We start from the raw sequence: 18,167 nt of genomic DNA on the forward strand, positions 1-18,167 counted from the left end.
AAACTGTGGTCGGGATCCACCTCACGACCTGCCCACCGGGGCCGATGTCGGTCCGGGCCAGCACCTAGACTCCAGGGCGTGAGCCTCACCCTCGGAATCGTCGGGCTGCCCAACGTCGGCAAGTCCACCCTGTTCAATGCGCTGACCAGCAACGATGCTCTCGCAGCGAACTACCCGTTCGCCACCATCGAGCCGAACGTGGGCGTCGTGCCGTTGCCGGACGAGCGGCTGGACAAGCTGGCGGAGATCTTCGGCTCAGCCAAGACGGTGCCCGCCACGGTGTCGTTCGTCGACATCGCGGGCCTGGTCAAGGGCGCCTCCGAGGGGCAGGGCCTGGGCAACAAGTTCCTCGCCAACATCCGCGAGGCGGATGCGATCTGCCAGGTCATCCGCGTCTTCGACGACCCCGACGTGGTGCACGTCGACGGCCGGGTGGACCCGTCCAGCGACATCGAGACGATCAATACCGAGCTGATCCTCGCCGACCTGCAGACCCTGGAGAAGGCGCTGCCGCGGCTGGAGAAGGAAGCTCGCACCCACAAGGACAAGCGTCCGGCGCTGGAGATCGCGCAGCAGGCCAAGGAGATCCTCGACTCCGGCAAGACCCTGTTCGCGGCGGGCCTGGCGGACAGCCCGGAGCTGCGCGAGCTGAACCTGCTGACCACCAAGCCGTTCCTCTACGTGTTCAACGCCGACGAGGGCGTGCTGACCGACGAGTCGAAGCAGGCGGAGCTGCGCGACCTGGTCGCGCCCGGTGACGCGGTGTTCTTGGACGCCAAGGTCGAGGAGGAGCTCAAGGAGCTGGACGAGGAGTCCCAGCGCGAGCTGCTGGAGTCGATCGGCCAGGCCGAGCCAGGCCTGAACGCGATGGCCCGAGCCGGTTTCCACACCCTGGGCCTCCAGACCTACCTGACGGCCGGGCCGAAGGAAGCGCGAGCCTGGACGATTCACCAGGGCTGGACGGCGCCCCAGGCGGCCGGCGTGATCCACACCGACTTCGAGCGCGGCTTCATCAAGGCCGAGGTCGTCTCCTTCGACGACCTGGTCGGATCCGGCTCGATGGCGGAAGCCAAGTCTGCGGGCAAGGTCCGCATGGAGGGCAAGGACTACAACATGGCCGACGGCGACGTCGTGGAGTTCCGCTTCAACGTCTGATCCGAAGCGTTTTCTCTTGGTAGATGGCTTCCTGGTCATCAGCGTTCGTCAGTCATTCGTCAGCCGGATCAAACCGTCTCGGAGTTGTCAGGCGGACCGGTCAGAGAACGCGCCGAGCGGCACCACATACGTAAGGGCCCAGACCCGAGATCTCCTGACGGGAGTCTCGGGTCTGGGCCCTTTTGGTCTTGCCACAGATCACACGGCAACAGGTGCAGAAGGCGGATCATCCGTCGCGTCCTGTCCTGGCTCCCGCGACGCATGGCCAAAGACCTCGCCGATGATCCCTGAAGCCGCGCTGCGTGTCCGATCTTCGGCGCTCGGCCACAGGTGGGCGTAAGTGTTCAGGGTGATCGTGGCGCTCGAATGGCCAAGCGCTCGCTGAACGGTCACCACGTCGCAGCCCGCTGCAATCAGCCCTGACACGTAGAATCAGCGAAGTTCGATTAGCGGCCGAGGTAGACGAGGCCACTTGATCGCCTTGCAAGGCGGGGTCAGGTTTCTTTGAGTCGGTTCCACTCCTCAAGGACATGGGCGCTTACGTTTTTCGCGGTCGGCTCGCTCGCTGTGCCCGTGACCCGCTCTACAAGCTTCTGAGCCACGTCACGCATGTCCGTACCGGTGTCGCGCGACATCCCGGCAAGCAACTCGAGTGCATCGTGGTCATCGAGTCCGAAGGCCAGCTTCAGCATGCCCTTGGCCTGCTCGATCGCCGGATGGCCCTTAAGTGCCGCGTCGAGATTGCCGAGGCTGTCGGACGCCCTAGCGCTTCCCCACGGCTGCCACGGTCCGGAGGTGTCGCGATCTTGCATAGGACCACACCCGATCTCTGTGATGTCCAGTATGCCACTGTCTGAGCAAACTGGGATCGACGAAACGTAGCGGGCGCTGGGATCGGGGTTGGCGGATGCCGCGACCACGCACCGGACATCGGCCGGACAACGTGGCCATCACCGCGCGCTCCGCGAAAGCCCGAGTCGGGGGTCTTGCAGCTCGTTCCAGGTTCTACATCGGGCTGGCGGGCTCGGCCGTCGTTCGGCCGTTGTTCGTCAGGACAGCGAAAGCCGGCGCAAAACAGTGAGAAGTTAAGAGCAACTTCTTCACAGGTCACGTCCTATTTCGGCTCGATCTGTGGTGGTCAGTAAGTTCCTGGCAGTCGTTCCGCTTCAACGTTTGATCCGCAGCGTTTCAGCTTCGTTTTGCACCCCGTGTCATGATCGACTGGTGCTGGCCCGAAGGAGCGGTGGAGGTTGCTCGGCCGTGCTGTTGGGGCTCAGCGGGTACCGCTCATGAGTTCGATCAAGCAGGGCATGGCTGAGGATGGGTTCGGTCCAATACGCCGGTCGACGAGGTCGGGAAAGCGCTGTTCGTCGGCATGATCGCGATCTTCACCGCGGGCAACGAAGTCCGGGCACCCCATCGGTGCCCAGAACCCCGACGCCTGGCTGGCCGCTATCCAGGACTTCCTGGGCTAAGTGAGGGTGTTTCTGACCAGGCGGAAGTTCAGATCGTCGGAGTTTGCTGATCGCTGCTAGCGTTTCGAGGATGACCGGTGAACAGGTGCTGGTGATCGGCGCGGGAGTGCAGGGCCTGACCTGCGGCGTCGTGCTCGCCGAGGCGGGCCGGCCGGTGCGGATCCGGACCGAGGACCGGCCGCGCGAGACCACCTCGGCGATGGCCGGTGCGATGTGGGGCCCGGCGCAGCTAAGACCAGCCGAACAGGTGCTGTACTGGGTGACCCGCTCGCACGCCGAGTTCACCGCGCTCGCCCGCGATGACACTTCCGGAGTGCACCTGTCCACCGGTCGGATGGCTGCGCGCTTCGACCTCGGTGACGCGGTCCCGACCGAAGCCCGGCTGATCCCCGATCTGCGGCGTTGCACCCCGGACGAACTGCCCGAGGGCTTCGTCAGCGGTTACTGGGGGACGGTGCCGCTGATCGACATGCCGCGCTACCTCGACCACCTGGTCGCCCGGTTCCGGAACGCAGGGGGAGACCTTCAGCTCAGCCCGGTCCCGACGCTGGCGGACGCGGCTGCCGAAGCGAAAACGGTGGTCAACTGCACGGGCGTGGGTGCGCGCGAGCTCGTCGGCGATCCCGGTGTGCATCCGGTGCGCGGCCAGCACGTCGTGGTGCGCAATCCTGGCATCGACGAGTACTTCGTCGAGCTGACCGACTCGGGCGAGTTCACCTCGTACATGCCGCACGGCGACCGCGTGGTGCTCGGCGGCGTGGCGGAAGACCAGGAGTGGAACCGGGTGGTCCGGCCGGGGGTGAGCGCCGGGATCCGGCGGCGGTGCGCGGCGATCGAGCCGCGGCTGGGCGAGGCCGAGGTGCTCGAGGAGCTGGTCGGGCTGCGGCCCGGGCGGGAGTCGGTGCGGGTGGAGGTCGAGCACTACGAGGGGGCGCGGATCATCCACAACTACGGGCACGGCGGTTGCGGGGTGGCGCTGTCCTGGGGTTGTGCCTTCGAGGTGGCGGATCTGGCGGAAGGCTGACCCGCCACCGGCGCTGCGTCAGGACTTCAGCTGCTCGACCACGTTGTCGATTTCTTGGGCCAGCGAGGTGTCGTTGGCCGTGATCCCGCCCTTGGCGTGCGTGCTGCAGTGGAACACCACGGTGCGCCAGCGGATGTCCATGTCCGGGTGGTGGTTCTCGCTCTCGGCGATCTCAGCGATCCGGGTGACGGCCTGGATCGCCTGCGGGAAGCTGGCGAACTCCACGGTGCGGGACAGCTGAGCCCCGTCCTGCCGCCATTCCGGCAGGTGTTCGAGCGCCTCGGCGACCTGGTTGTCGGTGAGCAGTTCGGTCATGAGGACATGGTGGCGGCTCCGCCCGCCGAACTCCACCGGGACCGCCGGGGTACTCGGTCCGGGATTGGGTGAACGTGGTGGTTTCAGCTGGTCAGGCTGGGGCCTCGGGGCGGCGGCGTTCCATGTAGGTGGCGTCTGGTTCGGCGAAGCCGAAGGAGCGGTAGAGGCCGTGCGCGTCGTCGGTGTGCAGCATCCAGCGGAAGTCGCGGCCCGGGCCGTCCTCGATCATGGCGTGCACCAGGGCCTTCCCGACGCCGTGGCTGCGTGCCTCCGGGAAGACGAACACATCGGCCAGGTAGGCACTGCCCACTTCGTCGGAGAACGCCCGCGCGAAGCCGATCTGCCGACCGTCGGACGTCCGGTAGGCACCGACCACGCGCCACGCCAGGTCGATCTGCCGATCGAGCTGCTCGCGTGTGCGCCATTTGCCCCAATAAGCCTGCGTGGACAGGAAGTCCCACACCGCGTCGTGATCCACGCGGTCCCTGACATCGCTCACCTCGAACTCCATGCGCGTCAGGCTACTGCTGCGCACACCCTCCAGGACACGGATTTTCGGCTGAGCAGGAGAGCGCGACCGTCCCGCCGGGTCAGTTTTGCCTATGACTGCGCGGTCGCGAAGCCACGATGTGGGGTGTCAGCTTTAGGGCAAAACCGACACCCCACATCGGGCTTTGCTCAGAGGTAGGTGTGCAGGGCGGTGAGGAGGCGGTGGGCTCGGTCGTCGAAGCCCTCGGTGCGCATCAGGCACGGGCTGAAGGCGAACGAGACACCCGCGCTCGGCCAGCAGCCGAAGAGGGAACCGCCCGCTCCGCTGTGTCCGAAGCCGTCGGTCGACGGGCCGTAGGTTTCCAGCGCGTCCTGGAGTTCGTAGCCGAGGCCGAAGGCCAGCGGACGTCCGGTGCCGGGGTCGGTGCCCCGACTCTCCTCGCGGCTGATTCGCTCCACTGTGGACCCGGCGATCATTTTTCCGCTCACCAGCGCCGAATACACCGCAGCCATGCCACGCGCGGACGCCATCGCGCCGCCACCCGGCGTGCCGTTGGTCCACCAGGCCGGGGTGTTCCACAGGGCGTCGCCGCCCAGCAGCAACGGCGGGTTGCCGTACACCTTCTCGCGGTAGGCCAAGGCTTCCGGGGTGTTCAGGCGGTTGGCCACCTGGTAGTCGGCGGCGCGCCAGCGCCGGCCGGTGCGCGGCCACTCCGATTCCGGGAGTCCGAGCCAGAAATCCGCGCCGAGCGGTTCGGCGATCTCGGCGCGCAGGAACTCGCCGACCTCCCGGCCGTCCACGCGGCGGATCAGCTCGCCGGCCAGCCAGCCGAAGGTCAGCGCGTGGTAGGCGGTGGTTGAACCGACCGGCCACAGCGGGGCCTGCGCGGCCAGCAGCACGGCCATCGCTTGGTTGTCCGCCGCATCCTCGCGGGTCACCGGGCGCTCCGGGTAGGGCAGACCGGCAGAGTGCGAGAGCAGCTGTCGCACCGTGACGTCCTGCTTGCCCGCCGCGCCGAACTCCGGCCAGTACCGGGTCACCGGTGCGTCCGGGTCGATCGCACCGCGGTCGATCAGCAGCGCCACGCCGGTGGCCACGATTCCCTTGGTGCCGGAGAAGATCGGCATCAGGGTGTCCGTCGTCATCGGCTCGGCGCCCTCGGGATCGCGGTGCCCGGCCTGCAGGTCGAGGACCTGCTCGCCGTCGCGGAACACTGCGAACGCCGCTCCTGCTTCGTCCTCCGCGACGACCGCGGCGAACTCCTCGGCGACCCTGTCGAAACCGCTCATCAGCTGCTCGCCTCCAGCTCGAAGTTGGGAGCGTCGGCCAGCAACGACTGCGTGTACTCGTGCTGCGGCGCGGCGAACAGCTCGTCGGCCGAGGACTGCTCCACGATCCGCCCACCCTGCAGCACCGCCACCTGCTGCGCGATGTTGCGCACCAGTGCGATGTTGTGCGTGACGAACACCAGCGCCAGGCCCATCCGCTCGCGCAGGTCCTGCAGCAGATCGACGATCGCCGACTGCACCGACACGTCCAGCGCCGAGGTGATCTCGTCGCAGATCAGCACGTCGGGCCGGGTGACCAGCGCGCGGGCGATCGCCACTCGCTGCCGCTCACCACCGCTGAGCTGGTCCGGGTAGCGCTCGGCGATGTCCGGGCGCAGCGCGGCCAGCTCCAGCGCCTCGATCACCCGCTCCTCGGTGCTCTTGCCGCCGGAATCGCCGCCGAGCACCGAGATCGGCTGGGCCACCAGGTCGCGCACGCGGCGGCGCGGGTTCAACGACTCGTACGGGTTCTGGAACACGTACTGCACCTGGCGTCGCTGGTCCCGGGTGCGCTTCGCGCTGCTGGGCGCGAGTTCGGCGCCGCGCAGCAGCACCGAGCCCTCGTGCTTGGCGTGCAGGCCGGCCAGGCAGCGCGACAGAGTGGTCTTGCCGCTGCCGGACTCGCCCAGCAGCGCTAGGCAGGTGCCCGGCGCGACGGACAGCGAAACGTCCTGCAGCACCGGCGAATCCGTGTACCAGGCGCGGATGTTGCGCACCTCGAGCACCGGCTCCGCGGACTCCGACGAGGTGTCCTCCGGCCGCGGCTTGGCCACGAGTCGTCCGGAACGCGGGTGAAGGCAGCGGATTTCGTGCCCGGGGGAGACCTTCTCGACCTGTGGGACTTCGCTGCGGCACTCGTCGGTCGCCGCCGCGCAGCGGGGCGCGAACGCGCAGCCGTCCGGGCGGTTCAGCGGCGACGGCGCTTGGCCGTCGATGGCCTGCATCGCCCGCTTGCCGTCCAGGTCCGGCACCGCGAGCACCAGACCCGCGGTGTAGTGGTGGCGCGGCTCGTTGAGCACCTGCTCGGTCGGGCCGGTTTCCACGATGCGTCCTGAGTACATCACCGCGATCCGGTCGGCCAGCTCGGCGACCACCGCCATGTCGTGCGAGATGTACACCCCGGCCGTGCCGTGCCGCTCGCACATCTCGCGGATCGTGGCCAGCACCGTCTTCTGCGTGGTGACGTCCAGACCTGTGGTCGGCTCGTCCAGCACCACCACCTCGGGGCGGCCGACGAACGCCATCGCGATCGCGATCCGCTGCTGCTGCCCACCCGAGAGCTGGTGCGGGTAGCGGCGCAGGAACTCGTCGTCGTCCGGCAGCGCGACCTCGGTGAGCACCTGCTTGATCCGCTTGCGCGCGGCATCGCCGGAGACGTCGTGCACGGCCTCGCTGAGCTGCGTGATCAGCCGCAGCGTCGGGTTCAGCGCCGAGGCGGGCGACTGCGGGATGTAGGCCACCCGACGACCGCGCAGCGCGGCCGCCTGCTTGGCCGCAAGCCCCATGAGGTCGGTGTCGCCGATGCGGATCCGGCCGTCGGAGATGCGGGTGCCGCGCTTGCAGTAGCGCAGCATCGCCAGGCCCAGAGTGGTCTTGCCGGAACCGGATTCGCCGATCAGGCCCAGGATTTCACCCGGGGCCAGGGTGAACGAGATGTCGGCGACGATGGCGGCTTCCGAGGGCACGCCTCGGATTTCCAGGCCAGCGGCGTCCAGAGCGGGGGAAGTCATCGACACCTCCAGAGGTGGGATCTGGCATACACAAAGTTGGGCACCCGCAGTCCAGGCGGCGTCTGAGGTTCCGCTACCGGCACCGCTACGCAAAACGAGTTCGGAGACAGGTTCTGCATCAGCCAGCGGCCTTCTCGATGCCTCGGTCGACACCGGCGACCGAGCGGGCGAGGCCGTCGGCGACCAGGTTCGTGCCGATGGTCAGGACTGCGATCGCCAGCACCGGCAGCGCCACCGCCCACGGCTGGACGGTCAGGGCGATCCGGTTCTCGTTGATCATCAGACCCCAGTCCGCGGTCGGCGGCTGCAGACCGAGACCGAGGAAGCTCAGGCCCGCGACCAGGCCGATCGAGTAGTTCAACCGCAGGCCGAGCTCCACCAGCACCGTGCCGGTCACGTTCGGCAGGATCTCGCCCAGCAGGATCCGGAACTTGGACACGCCGATCGCCTCGGCGGACTTGACGAAGTCGCGTTCGGCGACGGACAGGGTGGCCGCGCGCACCACGCGCATCACCCGGGGCAGGTGGCTGCCGCCGACCACCAGCACCAGCAGCCACAGCTCCGGGCCGACCACGCTCACGAACAGCAGGGCCAGCACGACCTGCGGGAACGCCAGCGCGATGTCGCCGAAGCGCATCAGCAGCTCGTCCAGCCAGCCGCGGCGGTAGCCGGCGTACATGCCCAGCAGCGCGCCGCCCCCGACGCCCAGCAGGGTGGCCAGCACCGCCAGCAGCAGCAGCGTCTGACCGCCGTGCAGGAACCGGGTCAGCACGTCACGGCCGAGGTTGTCGGTGCCGAACCAGGTCGATCCGGTCGGGTCGGAGAAGGGGGTGTCGACGAACTCGGTGGCGGCGTGCGGGGCCAGCAGCGGACCGACGATCGCGGTCAGCACCACCAGCGCGGACAGCGCGAGGCCGATCTTCGTCCGCGGCAGCCGCAGCGCGGCCCGCCAGACCCCGACCGCACGCGGCGCGGGCGGGGTGGGATTCGTCGAGGTGTTGGTTTTGTGCGCAGTCGTGGTCATCGCGCGGCGGACCTCACCTTCGGGTTGGCGGCCAGACTCACCACGTCGGCCAGCAGGTTCACGACGATGTAGACGGCCGCGATGGCCAGCGTCAGCGTCTGCACCACCGGCAGGTCGCGGTTGTTCACCGCGTCCACCAGCGCGAACCCGATACCGGGGAAGCGGAACAGGAACTCGACGATGACCACGCCACCGGCCAGCCAGGCCAGCTGCAGCGCGATCACCTGGGCCACCGGGCCGATCGAGTTCGGCAGCGCGTGCCGCAGGATCACGGTCCGCTCGGGCATGCCCTTCAACCGGGCCTGCTGGACGTACTCGCTCTCCAGCACCTCGATCATGGTGGCGCGCATGATGCGCACCATGTAGGGCGAAACCGCGAGCACCATCGTCAGCGTTGGCAGCACCAGCTGGACCGGATCGCTCCACGCCGAGCCCGAACCGGTCATCACGTACACCGCGGGTAGCAGGTTCAGCACGCCGGTGGAGAACAGCAGCACGAGCAGGATGCCGACCACGAACTCCGGCAGCGCGGCCAGCACCAGGCTGAGCACCGAGACGGTGTGGTCGAAGGCCTTGTCGCGGCGCAGCGCGCTGTAGGTGCCGACCAGGATCGACAGCGGCACGCTGATCACCGTCGCGCACAGCATCAGCGCCAGTGAGTTGGTCAGCCGCGAGCTCAGCAGCTCGGTCACCGGCATGCCGTTGGCGTAGGACTCGCCGAGGTTGAGCTGGAAGATGTTGCCCAGCCAGGAGAAGTACTGCATCCACAGCGGATCGTCGAGGTGCAGCTGTTCGCGCAGCGCGGCCAGCCGCTCCGGGGTGGCCTCGCGGCCGAGGATCGCGCGCGCGGCGTCACCGGGAAGCGCCTGGGTGGCCAGGAAGACCACCACGGACACCGCCCAGAGGATCACCAAGCCGAGCAGGATGCGCTTGACCAGCATTCGAGTCATCTGGTGTCCCCTCACTTCGCCAGCCAGGCGTGCCGGAAGCCGTAGGAGTTCAGCGGGATACCGCTCTTGTCCGAGCCGAGGCCGACCACCCGGACGCTGTGCGCGTCGAGCTGGTTCGGGAAGCCCCACACGATGTAGCCGCCGCTCTCCCACTCGATCTGTTGCGCCCGCGCGATCAGCTCCTTGCGGCGCGCTTCATCGGTGGTCGCCCGTGCCTGGTTCACCAGGTCGTTGAACTCCGGGTGGTTCCAATGGGTTTCGTTGTACGGCGAGTCCGGCAGGCTGCCGGTGGCGGCCTGCGCCAGGAAGTTCCGGGAGAACCAGAAGTCCTGGGCGAAGTCCCAGGACAGGTACATGTCGCCGAAGAACTCACCGGTGTCCACCCGGCGGATGTTGACCGTGATCCCGGCTTCGGCGGCCTGTTGGGCGAACACCTGCGCGGCCTCCACCACGCCCGCGGCCACCGGCGAGGTCACCAGCTCGACGGTCAGGTTCTCCTTGCCTGCCTCGCGCAGAAGCTGCCGGGCCTTGGCCACGTCGCGCTTGCGCTGCGGCAGGCCGGAGTTGAACATCGGATCGGCGGGGGCATACAGGTCGTTGCCGACCGTGCCGTGGCCGCCGAGCACCTGCTTGATCATCTGCTCGCGGTCCACGACCAGCCGGAACGCCTGCCGGACCCGCACGTCGTCGAACGGTGGCCGGTCCACCCGCATGGTGAACGGGATCCACGAGCCGGTCTCCGACTCCAGCAGCCGCAGGTTCGGGTCCGCGTCGAGCACGCGCAGCAGCCCGAGCGGCACCTGGTCGATGGCCTCGACCTGGCCGCCGAGCAGCGCGTTGATCCGCGCCGTGTCGTCCGGGAAGTCGATGATCACGAGCTCGTCCAGGTACGGCTCGCCCTCGCGCCAGTAGTTGGCGTGCTTGGTGAACAGGCTCTGCTGGCCGGGCTCGAAGGAGTCGAACTTGAATGCGCCGCTGCCGACCGGCCGGTTCGGGTCGTAGTCGCCCGGCACGATCCCGTTGGCGTACTCGGCGAACTGTTCCGGCAGCGTGACGTCCGGCCGGGACAGGGTCAGCCGGACGGTGCGCGGGTCCACCGCCTGCATGGCGTTGAGGTCCAGCGAGCTCAGCCCGACCGCGCCGTTCTTCGGGTCGTCCGGGTCGGCGATCCGGCGCAGCGAGTGGATCACGTCGTCGGCGGTGATGGTCTTGCCGTTGTGGAACTCCACGCCGTCGCGCAGCCGGATCGTCCAGGTCAGGGCCTGCGGGTCGGACTCGACGGACTCGGCCAGCGCCGGCTGGACCTTGTACTCGTCGTCGTAGCGCAGCAGGGTGTCGTAGAGCTGGAAGATCCGTGCTTGGTCCGGGTGCGTGACGGTGGCGTGCGCGTCCAGCGTGTCCTTGCTGGAGCCGCCGACGACGCCGACCCGCAGCCGTCCGCCGTACTGCGGCGGGCCGGTCGGCGCCGGCGCCTTGCGGACCGCGCCGCTGGAGCACCCGGTGATCAACGTTCCGGCTCCTACCGCGCCGGCACCCGCCGCGACGTACCGGAGGAAGTCGCGACGACTCGGGGCGGCGTTCGACTGTCCTCTGCTCGCCATCCGGGCGGTACCTCCTGTGTCTCGCGGGGGCACGCGTCGGCTCGGCTCGAGTCGGTCGGCCTGCCCGTCCGGGCGGCACGGCAGCTCCCCGCTGATGTTGCGTTTCGATGCGCGACTGATTGATCAGTCAATCGATCGCATCGACCTTCGCGGACGTGAAGGAGGCTGTCAAGACGTCATGTGCTGGGTAGATATGTCAACCCCTCGTTCTCTTGCCGCGATCAAACGTTGTGCTCTCTTGCTACTTTCGCAACGCTTGATCAGGTTTGCGCACCTGGCTTGGCCATGGGTTTCGCCGGTCCCGGAGGGTCCTCGGCGACGGCTGGCGCGGCTCGTTCGAGCGACGTCGGCCGCGCGCGAGACCGGCGAGACATCTCACAGTCGGCCGCTACCGCGGGTTGTCCGGACAATTCGGACAGTTGCGGATGCTCGCTCGCATAGGCGCGATTCGGGGCGCGTGATGCGCCCGATGCTGAGATCAGCCTGAGAAACAGGTGGCCATCTGAGAACGGATCGGGAGTTCGGTGCCCGATCTGCCATCTGCTCGGCATGCTGGAAACCATGGTGCCGCGCGTATTGGTGGTGGACGACGAGCCTGGGATCCGAACAGCGCTGCAGCGGGGGCTGTCCGCCGAAGGCATGGAAGTCACCGCCGCAGCCGACGGCGCCGAGGCCCTGCGCCTAGCGCTCACCGGCGCCTTCGACGTCGTCGTGCTCGACGTCGTGCTGCCCGGCCTGTCCGGCTACCGGGTGCTGGAGCGGATGCGCGCCCAGGACGTCACTACCCCTGTGCTGCTGGTCTCGGAGAAGAACGGCGAGGTCGACCAGGCTGACGGACTGGACCTCGGTGCGGACGGTTATCTGGTCAAACCCTTCTCCTTCCTGGTGCTGGCCGCGCAGGTGCGCGCGCTGCTGCGGCGGCGTGACACCGCGGGTCGGCAGATGTGCTTGCGGGTCGGTGAGCTGGAGATAGATCGCGCCGGACGCGAGGCACGGTGGGCCGGTCAGTCGATCTCGCTCTCGCCCCGCGAGTACGGGTTGCTGGTCGCGCTGGCCAGCCACCCCGAGGCGGTGGTGCCCAAGGGCGACCTGCTGCGCATGGTGTGGGGCGAGGAGCAGCTCGTCACCCGAAACGTCGTCGAGGTCTACATCGGCTACCTGCGTCGCAAGCTCGCCGCAGTCGGCGCCGATGCGATGGTCCAAACCGTCCGCGGCCAGGGCTACCGAGTCTGCGTCCAGCCCGCATGATCAACGGTCTGCGTTGCCAACTAATTGCTCCGGCAAGCAAAGGGAGTTCGGAGGCGGGTTTCCTCCTGGCGAACTGAGTCGGGCAAGATGTCTACACGTGTCGGTGTTGCGGAGCACGGGACTGATCGAGGCACCTGTCGCCACGGTGGGGGCCGCATTGCGGCACACGCGAACGGCGGAGGTCGGCCTCGCGGACATCGGGATCAGCGGCAACGCCGCGACCCGGCCTGCGGCCCTGCTCGTGCCCGGTGATGAGCTCGTCTTCCACGCGAAAATCGCCCGCCTCCCGGTCGATCTGACCACTCGAATCGTGCGCGCCGACGCCGACGCGCTCAGTTCCGTGCTGGTGTCCGGTCTGCTGCCGGAACTGCGGCACGAGTCGGTGCTCGCCGCGGCCGGGCCGCGGACGCTGCTGACCGACTCGGTCCACTGGACGGCCCCGTTCGGGCCGTTGGGGCGGCTGGTCGACGTCACGATCGGCCGCCGCTTCGTGCTGAAGGTGCTGGCGCGCCGGATCGACGCGGTGCGCGAACTCGCCGAGTCCTGGGCGAGTCGCAAGGTCGTCGTCGGTGCCGCCATCGTCCACAAGGGATGTTTGCTGGCTCAGCAGCGCAGCTACCCGGCGCCGGACGCCGGACGCTGGGAACTGCCCGGTGGTCGGGTCGAGCCCGGTGAGGACGAGCAGACCGCGGTCATCCGGGAATGCCAGGAAGAACTAGCCGTCGAAGTGCGCCCCACCGGCCGAGTCGGCACCGATGTCCCGCTCAACAACGGGATGCTGCTGCGCATCCACGCCGCCGAGCTGGCCGACCCGACGGCGATCCCGGAAGCCGTGGAGCACCATGAGGTCCGCTGGGTCGCGCCCGACGAGCTGACCGGCCTCGACTGGCTCGACGCCGACCGAGTCCTCGTCCACTCCCTTCGAGACCTCCTGGCCGAGGCCTAGTTACGGCTCCAGCAGCTCGGCAGGGTCGAATGACAGGGGAAAAGGCAGATCCGTTTCGAAGATCTCGACCTCTGAACCCCTTGCCTGCGAGCGGTACTTGCCGTCCTCGAGTCGTAGTAGCTCGACGTCCACGCGGCCGTCCGCGTAGTTCACCTCGACTCGCATGAAGTACGGGATGCCGACCTTCGCGCACTTCGCGGGCTTGGCCACGCGGTCGTTCTGCTTGCTGGACGGCGACACGCACTCGCCCGCGATCAGCACGTCCTCGGGGGGAATCCAGACGCGGCCGCGGCCGGTTCGGTTCAGGACGACGAAGTCCGGCTCGATCCATCCCTGCACGCCGAGCAAGAGATTGACGGTGAGGTAGAAGTGATGCCCGCTCTTGGTCGCGGCAGGCTTCATCCGCTCGCCCAGCTCCCACACCGCGAACATGTTGGCTGTTCCGTCACGCGGGCTCATGATCAGCTTTCCGTCCAGGCACTCGTACTTGGCCGGGGGCATCCCCGGGATCGGCAGGTACCTGTCGGCGAGTTCAGGCGTCCACAAGCCGTCCAGATCGACCAGCGGGTCGAACGGGGCGTGCGGGTCGAACGATGGTGCAGCCACGGCGGCACTCCTCTCGACCAAGAACGCGGTGTTGCCTTCAATCGCAGTACCCATGAGCCCAGGTTGTCGGCACTGATCACGGGTTCGCCAGGTGATCCACTCGAACTGGTGAACGAATGGCGGCGAGGGACGTCTTCAGCTGGTTGGTCCACCTGAAGACGTCCCCCGGGTGCGTTCAGCGCAGGCCGGTGACGTGGAAGGCGGCCTGGAGGCGGGGCTGGGCCCGCTCGGTCGCGTGCTTCGCCCCGTGCGAGCGGATGCGCTCCAGCTCAGCGGGGTCGTCCAGCAGCTCCAAGGCGCGTTCGCGCAGTGGTCGCAGCTCCTCGATCACCGTTTCGGCGACCGTGTCCTTCAGTTCTGCGTAGGTGCTGGTCATGCCGGCTGCGGTGTAGGGGCTCGTGCCGGTGCAGGCGGCCAGGATCTCCAGGAGGTTCGCCACTCCGGGCTGGTCGTTCGGGTCGTAGCGGATCCGGTCGAGCCCGTCGGTGACGGCGCGGCGGAACTTCCGGCGGATCACGTCGGGCTCGTCGAGCACGAAGACCACGCCGGGTGACTGGGGGCTGGACTTCTCCATCTTGCGGCCCGGATCGGCCAGGTCGCGCACCCTGGCCGCGGTCTTGGGAACCACCGCCTCGGGGACGACGAACACCTGGCCGTAGTGCGAGTTGAACCGGCGGGCCAGCGTGCGCGCCAGCTCGACGTGCTGGTCCTGGTCGCTGCCGACCGGCACTTGGCTCGCGCCCTGCAGCAGGATGTCCGCGGCCATCAGCACCGGGTAGGTCAGCAGGCCGACGCGCGAACCGTCCTGCCCGGCGCCGCGCTCCTTGAACTCGACCATCCGGGCGGCCTCGCCGAACGAGCAGGTGCACTCCAGGATCCAGTTCAGCGCACCCAGCTCACCGGCCAGATCGGACTGGACGAACACCGATTCCGGATCTATGCCCGCTGCGAGCAGGACCGCGAATTGCTCGCGGGTGAGCGCGCGCAGCCGCTGCGGGCGATGCGGCGTGGTCATGGCGTGCAGGTCGGAAACGAAGAACAGGTCCTCGGGCTCGCGCTCGGCGGCCCATCGCCGCACCGCGCCGAGGTAGTTGCCTAGCTGGACGTGGCCGGACGGGGTGATCCCGGACAGGCGGGTCATGGGTCTCTCCTGTGGTTGGCGCCGCCACCGGGATCGACCTGGCACTGCTCGGCCGCCCGGTCGAGCGGCCGATTTCGGAGTGCGTCAGTGCGCTGTGTCGTCGGGCCGCCCGCAGACGGTCCGCCAGTTGTTCGACAATGTGCGCACGAGCCAATGTTACCGCTTGGTGATCGGCAGCGGTCAAGTCGAAGAGCTACCGTGGAAGCATGTTTGTAGTGCTGCTGCAATACACCGCCGCGGAATCGGAAATCGACGCCCAGTTGGTAGATCACTACGAATGGGTCACCCAGCATTACGACGCCGGTGATTTCATCGCGGCCGGCCACCGCCACCCGCGCAGCGGCGCGGTGATCATCGCCCGCGCGATGTCCCGCGGCCGACTCGACGCGATCCTCGCCACGGACCCGTTTGCCCTGCACAAGCTGGTTCGCTACGAGGTCATCGAGTTCCAGGCGCTGCGCACCATCCCGGAGTTGGCGAAGTACGCCGACCCCTTGACCCCGGTCGTCCACAAGTAATCCCGGTTCACCGGACGAGGCCGCGGCGGGCGCCGTGGTGAGATCATTTCGCGTTCTTTTTCTTTCCCGCTTTCTTTGCCTTCTTTTGCTCTTTCTTGACCTCTTCCGCTTTGGCTTCGCGGAGCAGCTCGCGCAATACCACGATCGGGCAGCTCTTGCAGGGAGGTTGCGAGCGGCAGCATTTCTTCTTGACCTTGATGGTGCCTTTGCTCACGATGCTTCTCTCCGGCGCTCCGACGGGGGTTGGGCACAGGGTAGGCGAACCTAACCTCGGATGGCGAACTTGATGTTGAGCGACGGCCACCTGGTGTTGCGCTGAGCACGCGGCGGCCGCTGCGGCTGCGCGTTGCACTACCCTGGACCGAGCCGCGCGTCGACGCACGCGCCCCGCTGCTGGTGGGGTGCCGTCCGAACAGCTCTGCAGCAGCGGCGCAGTGGAGCCGCGGCAGGGTGCCCCTGAGGGGTGCCAGGACCAGGTGTTCGCGCCCGATCAGAGGTGCGCTGAGACAACACCGCACCCGGCCCGCAGTCGACGAGCCCAGCCGTGCCCGCATTTCCGCGCCGAGCCAGGAGTACCCACGCGTGTCCGTCACCAGTGTCGCCGCCCCCATTCGCAGCGATCTCCGCAACGTCGCGATCGTCGCGCACGTCGACCACGGCAAGACCACCCTGGTGGACGCCATGCTGCGGCAATCCGGCGCCTTCTCCGAACGAACCGAACTGGTCGACCGGGTCATGGACTCCAACGACCTGGAGCGGGAGAAGGGCATCACCATCCTGGCCAAGAACACCGCGATCCATCGGGAGACCGACGCCGGTCCGGTGACCATCAACGTCGTCGACACCCCCGGTCACGCAGACTTCGGTGGTGAGGTGGAGCGCGCGCTGTCCATGGTCGACGGCGTGGTGCTGCTGGTCGACGCCAGCGAGGGCCCGCTGCCGCAGACCCGGTTCGTGCTGCGCAAGGCGCTGGCCGCCGGGATGCCGGTGATCCTCGTGGTGAACAAGGTCGACCGCACGGACGCCCGCTGCACCGAGGTCGTCGAGGAGACCCACGACCTGTTGCTGGAGCTGGCCAGCGAGCTCGACGACGAGGTCGAGCTCGACATGGAAGCGATCCTGGACCTGCCAGTCGTCTACGCCTCCGCCCGTGCCGGTCGCGCGTCGGTGGCCCAGCCGGTCGACGGCGAGCTGCCCGACGAGGAGAACCTGGACGCGCTGTTCGACGTGCTGCTCAAGCACGTGCCGGCGCCGGTCGCCGACGCCGAGTCCCCGCTGCGCGCGTTGGTGACGAACCTGGACGCCTCGTCGTTCCTGGGTCGTATCGCGCTGTGCCGGATCCACGCCGGAACCATGCGCAAGGGCCAGACCGTCGGCTGGTGCCGCGCGGACGGAACCGTCGAGAAGGTCCGGCTGACCGAGCTGCTGATCACCGAGAACCTCGACCGCGTGCCGTGCGCCGAGGCCTCTGCGGGTGACCTGGTTGCCATCGCCGGCATCCCGGACATCACCATCGGTGACACGCTGGCCGACCCGGACGCCCCGGAGCCGCTGTCGCGGATCACCGTCGACGACCCGGCGATCTCGATGACCATCGGCGTCAACACCTCGCCGCTGACCGGTCGCAACGGCGGCACCAAGATCACCGCGCGGCAGGTGAAGAACCGGCTGGACGCCGAGCTGATCGGCAACGTCAGCCTGAAGGTGCTGCCGACCGAGAAGCCGGACGCCTGGGAGGTGCAGGGTCGCGGTGAGCTGGCGCTGGCCATCCTGGTCGAGACCATGCGCCGCGAGGGCTTCGAGCTGACCGTCGGCAAGCCGCAGGTGGTCACCCGCACCATCGACGGCAAGCTGTGCGAGCCCTTCGAGCGGCTGACCATCGACTCGCCGGAGGAGCACCTCGGCGCGATCACCCAGCTGCTGGCCGGTCGCAAGGGCCGGATGGAGACCATGGACGGCCACGGCACCGGGCGGATCAAGCTCGACTACGTGGTGCCTGCGCGCGGTCTGATCGGCTTCCGCACCGAGTTCCTCACCGAGACCCGCGGCACCGGCATCGCCAACCACGTCTTCGAGGGCTACTTCCCGTGGGTGGGCGAGCTGCGCACCCGCCACACCGGTTCGCTGGTGGCCGACCGGGCCGGCTCGGCGACGACCTACGCGCTGCTGCAGCTGGCCGACCGGGGCAGCTTCTTCACCGAGCCCGGCAACGAGGTCTACGAGGGCATGGTGGTCGGGGAGAACCCGCGCGCCGAGGACCTAGACGTGAACATCACCAAGGAGAAGAAGCTCACCAACATGCGTTCGTCCACCGCGGACGAGCTGGAGCGGCTGGCCAAGCCGCGGGCCCTGGCGCTGGAGGAAGCGCTGGAGTTCTGCTCCGCGGACGAGTGCGTGGAGGTCGGGCCGGAGGCGATCCGGGTCCGCAAGGTGATCCTCGACGGGACCACCCGCGCCCGCGAGCGCTCCCGCGCCAAGGCGCGCGACAACGGCTGATCTCTCAGTAGCGAGACCGACCCGGCACGTGTCTGGTTGCCGTCGGAAGCGGTTGGTGCGTCCGCAATGCCGGATTACCGGTTTTCCGCGTCCGGGCCGGGATTTCTCCGTTTCACAGGC

17 protein-coding genes are annotated in these 18,167 nt (G+C 68.2%); 6 read left to right on the forward strand and 11 right to left on the reverse strand.

The genetic code is table 11. From position 1 onward, the window contains the following. The first annotated feature begins 78 nt into the window (after window positions 1-78). On the forward strand, window positions 79-1,155 hold the full coding sequence (gene ychF / locus ACWCO2_RS03835) for a redox-regulated ATPase YchF (RefSeq protein WP_450126174.1): 1,077 nt from the start codon (window positions 79-81) through the stop codon (window positions 1,153-1,155). Between the two features lie 494 nt (window positions 1,156-1,649). On the opposite strand, the gene ACWCO2_RS03840 is transcribed toward ychF, so the two are convergent. Next, window positions 1,650-1,967, reverse strand: a complete 318-nt coding sequence (locus ACWCO2_RS03840) for an ANTAR domain-containing protein (RefSeq protein WP_450126175.1) — start codon at window positions 1,965-1,967, stop codon at window positions 1,650-1,652. A 733-nt stretch (window positions 1,968-2,700) separates the two neighbouring features. On the opposite strand from ACWCO2_RS03840, the gene ACWCO2_RS03845 reads away from it, so the two are divergent. Further along, on the forward strand, window positions 2,701-3,654 hold the full coding sequence (locus ACWCO2_RS03845) for an FAD-dependent oxidoreductase (RefSeq protein ID WP_450126176.1): 954 nt from the start codon (window positions 2,701-2,703) through the stop codon (window positions 3,652-3,654). Window positions 3,655-3,672: 18 nt separating this feature from the next. Here the strand turns inward: ACWCO2_RS03845 and ACWCO2_RS03850 are convergent, their stop codons facing one another. From ACWCO2_RS03850 to ACWCO2_RS03880, 7 genes are all read right to left on the reverse strand, one after another. Continuing rightward, window positions 3,673-3,969, reverse strand: a complete 297-nt coding sequence (locus ACWCO2_RS03850; protein ID WP_450126177.1) for a 4a-hydroxytetrahydrobiopterin dehydratase — start codon at window positions 3,967-3,969, stop codon at window positions 3,673-3,675. A gap of 91 nt (window positions 3,970-4,060) precedes the next feature. After that, window positions 4,061-4,480, reverse strand: coding sequence for a GNAT family N-acetyltransferase (locus tag ACWCO2_RS03855; protein WP_450126178.1), 420 nt, complete (start codon window positions 4,478-4,480; stop codon window positions 4,061-4,063). Window positions 4,481-4,647: 167 nt separating this feature from the next. Next, complete coding sequence (locus tag ACWCO2_RS03860) at window positions 4,648-5,748, reverse strand: serine hydrolase domain-containing protein (RefSeq protein WP_450126179.1); 1,101 nt, start codon at window positions 5,746-5,748, stop codon at window positions 4,648-4,650. Beyond that, window positions 5,748-7,517, reverse strand: a complete 1,770-nt coding sequence (locus tag ACWCO2_RS03865; RefSeq protein WP_450126180.1) for an ABC transporter ATP-binding protein — start codon at window positions 7,515-7,517, stop codon at window positions 5,748-5,750. Before ACWCO2_RS03865 ends, ACWCO2_RS03860 begins: the two co-directional genes overlap by 1 nt. A gap of 118 nt (window positions 7,518-7,635) precedes the next feature. Then, window positions 7,636-8,541, reverse strand: a complete 906-nt coding sequence (locus tag ACWCO2_RS03870) for an ABC transporter permease (protein ID WP_450126181.1) — start codon at window positions 8,539-8,541, stop codon at window positions 7,636-7,638. Next, complete coding sequence (locus ACWCO2_RS03875; protein ID WP_450126182.1) at window positions 8,538-9,491, reverse strand: ABC transporter permease; 954 nt, start codon at window positions 9,489-9,491, stop codon at window positions 8,538-8,540. Before ACWCO2_RS03875 ends, ACWCO2_RS03870 begins: the two co-directional genes overlap by 4 nt. An 11-nt stretch (window positions 9,492-9,502) precedes the next feature. Next, on the reverse strand, window positions 9,503-11,092 hold the full coding sequence (locus tag ACWCO2_RS03880; RefSeq protein WP_450126183.1) for an ABC transporter substrate-binding protein: 1,590 nt from the start codon (window positions 11,090-11,092) through the stop codon (window positions 9,503-9,505). Window positions 11,093-11,653: 561 nt separating this feature from the next. Here ACWCO2_RS03880 and ACWCO2_RS03885 point away from each other — a divergent pair. Both ACWCO2_RS03885 and ACWCO2_RS03890 read left to right on the forward strand, forming a co-directional pair. Continuing rightward, window positions 11,654-12,340 (forward strand): response regulator transcription factor, encoded by a 687-nt coding sequence (locus tag ACWCO2_RS03885; RefSeq protein WP_450126184.1) that lies wholly within the window; start codon window positions 11,654-11,656, stop codon window positions 12,338-12,340. A gap of 97 nt (window positions 12,341-12,437) precedes the next feature. Then, the gene (locus ACWCO2_RS03890) at window positions 12,438-13,286 is read left to right on the forward strand and encodes an NUDIX domain-containing protein (RefSeq protein ID WP_450126185.1); all 849 of its coding nucleotides are present in this window, start codon (window positions 12,438-12,440) and stop codon (window positions 13,284-13,286) included. Here ACWCO2_RS03890 and ACWCO2_RS03895 read toward each other — a convergent pair whose 3' ends face one another. Continuing rightward, a complete protein-coding gene (locus ACWCO2_RS03895) occupies window positions 13,287-13,892 on the reverse strand; it encodes a Uma2 family endonuclease (protein ID WP_450126186.1) in 606 nt (201 codons plus the stop codon). Window positions 13,893-14,067: 175 nt separating this feature from the next. Then, on the reverse strand, window positions 14,068-15,033 hold the full coding sequence (gene trpS, locus ACWCO2_RS03900) for a tryptophan--tRNA ligase (protein WP_450126187.1): 966 nt from the start codon (window positions 15,031-15,033) through the stop codon (window positions 14,068-14,070). Window positions 15,034-15,239: 206 nt separating this feature from the next. Between trpS and ACWCO2_RS03905 the strand changes: the two genes are divergently transcribed. Further along, window positions 15,240-15,551, forward strand: coding sequence for a YciI family protein (locus ACWCO2_RS03905; protein WP_450126188.1), 312 nt, complete (start codon window positions 15,240-15,242; stop codon window positions 15,549-15,551). Between the two features lie 43 nt (window positions 15,552-15,594). On the opposite strand, the gene ACWCO2_RS03910 is transcribed toward ACWCO2_RS03905, so the two are convergent. Beyond that, window positions 15,595-15,765, reverse strand: coding sequence for a hypothetical protein (locus ACWCO2_RS03910; RefSeq protein WP_450126189.1), 171 nt, complete (start codon window positions 15,763-15,765; stop codon window positions 15,595-15,597). Between the two features lie 368 nt (window positions 15,766-16,133). Here ACWCO2_RS03910 and typA point away from each other — a divergent pair, with 368 nt between their 5' ends. After that, window positions 16,134-18,047, forward strand: coding sequence for a translational GTPase TypA (gene typA / locus ACWCO2_RS03915; protein ID WP_450126190.1), 1,914 nt, complete (start codon window positions 16,134-16,136; stop codon window positions 18,045-18,047). Window positions 18,048-18,167 lie beyond the last annotated feature (120 nt).

Source organism: Saccharopolyspora sp. NPDC002376 (genome assembly GCF_053593195.1).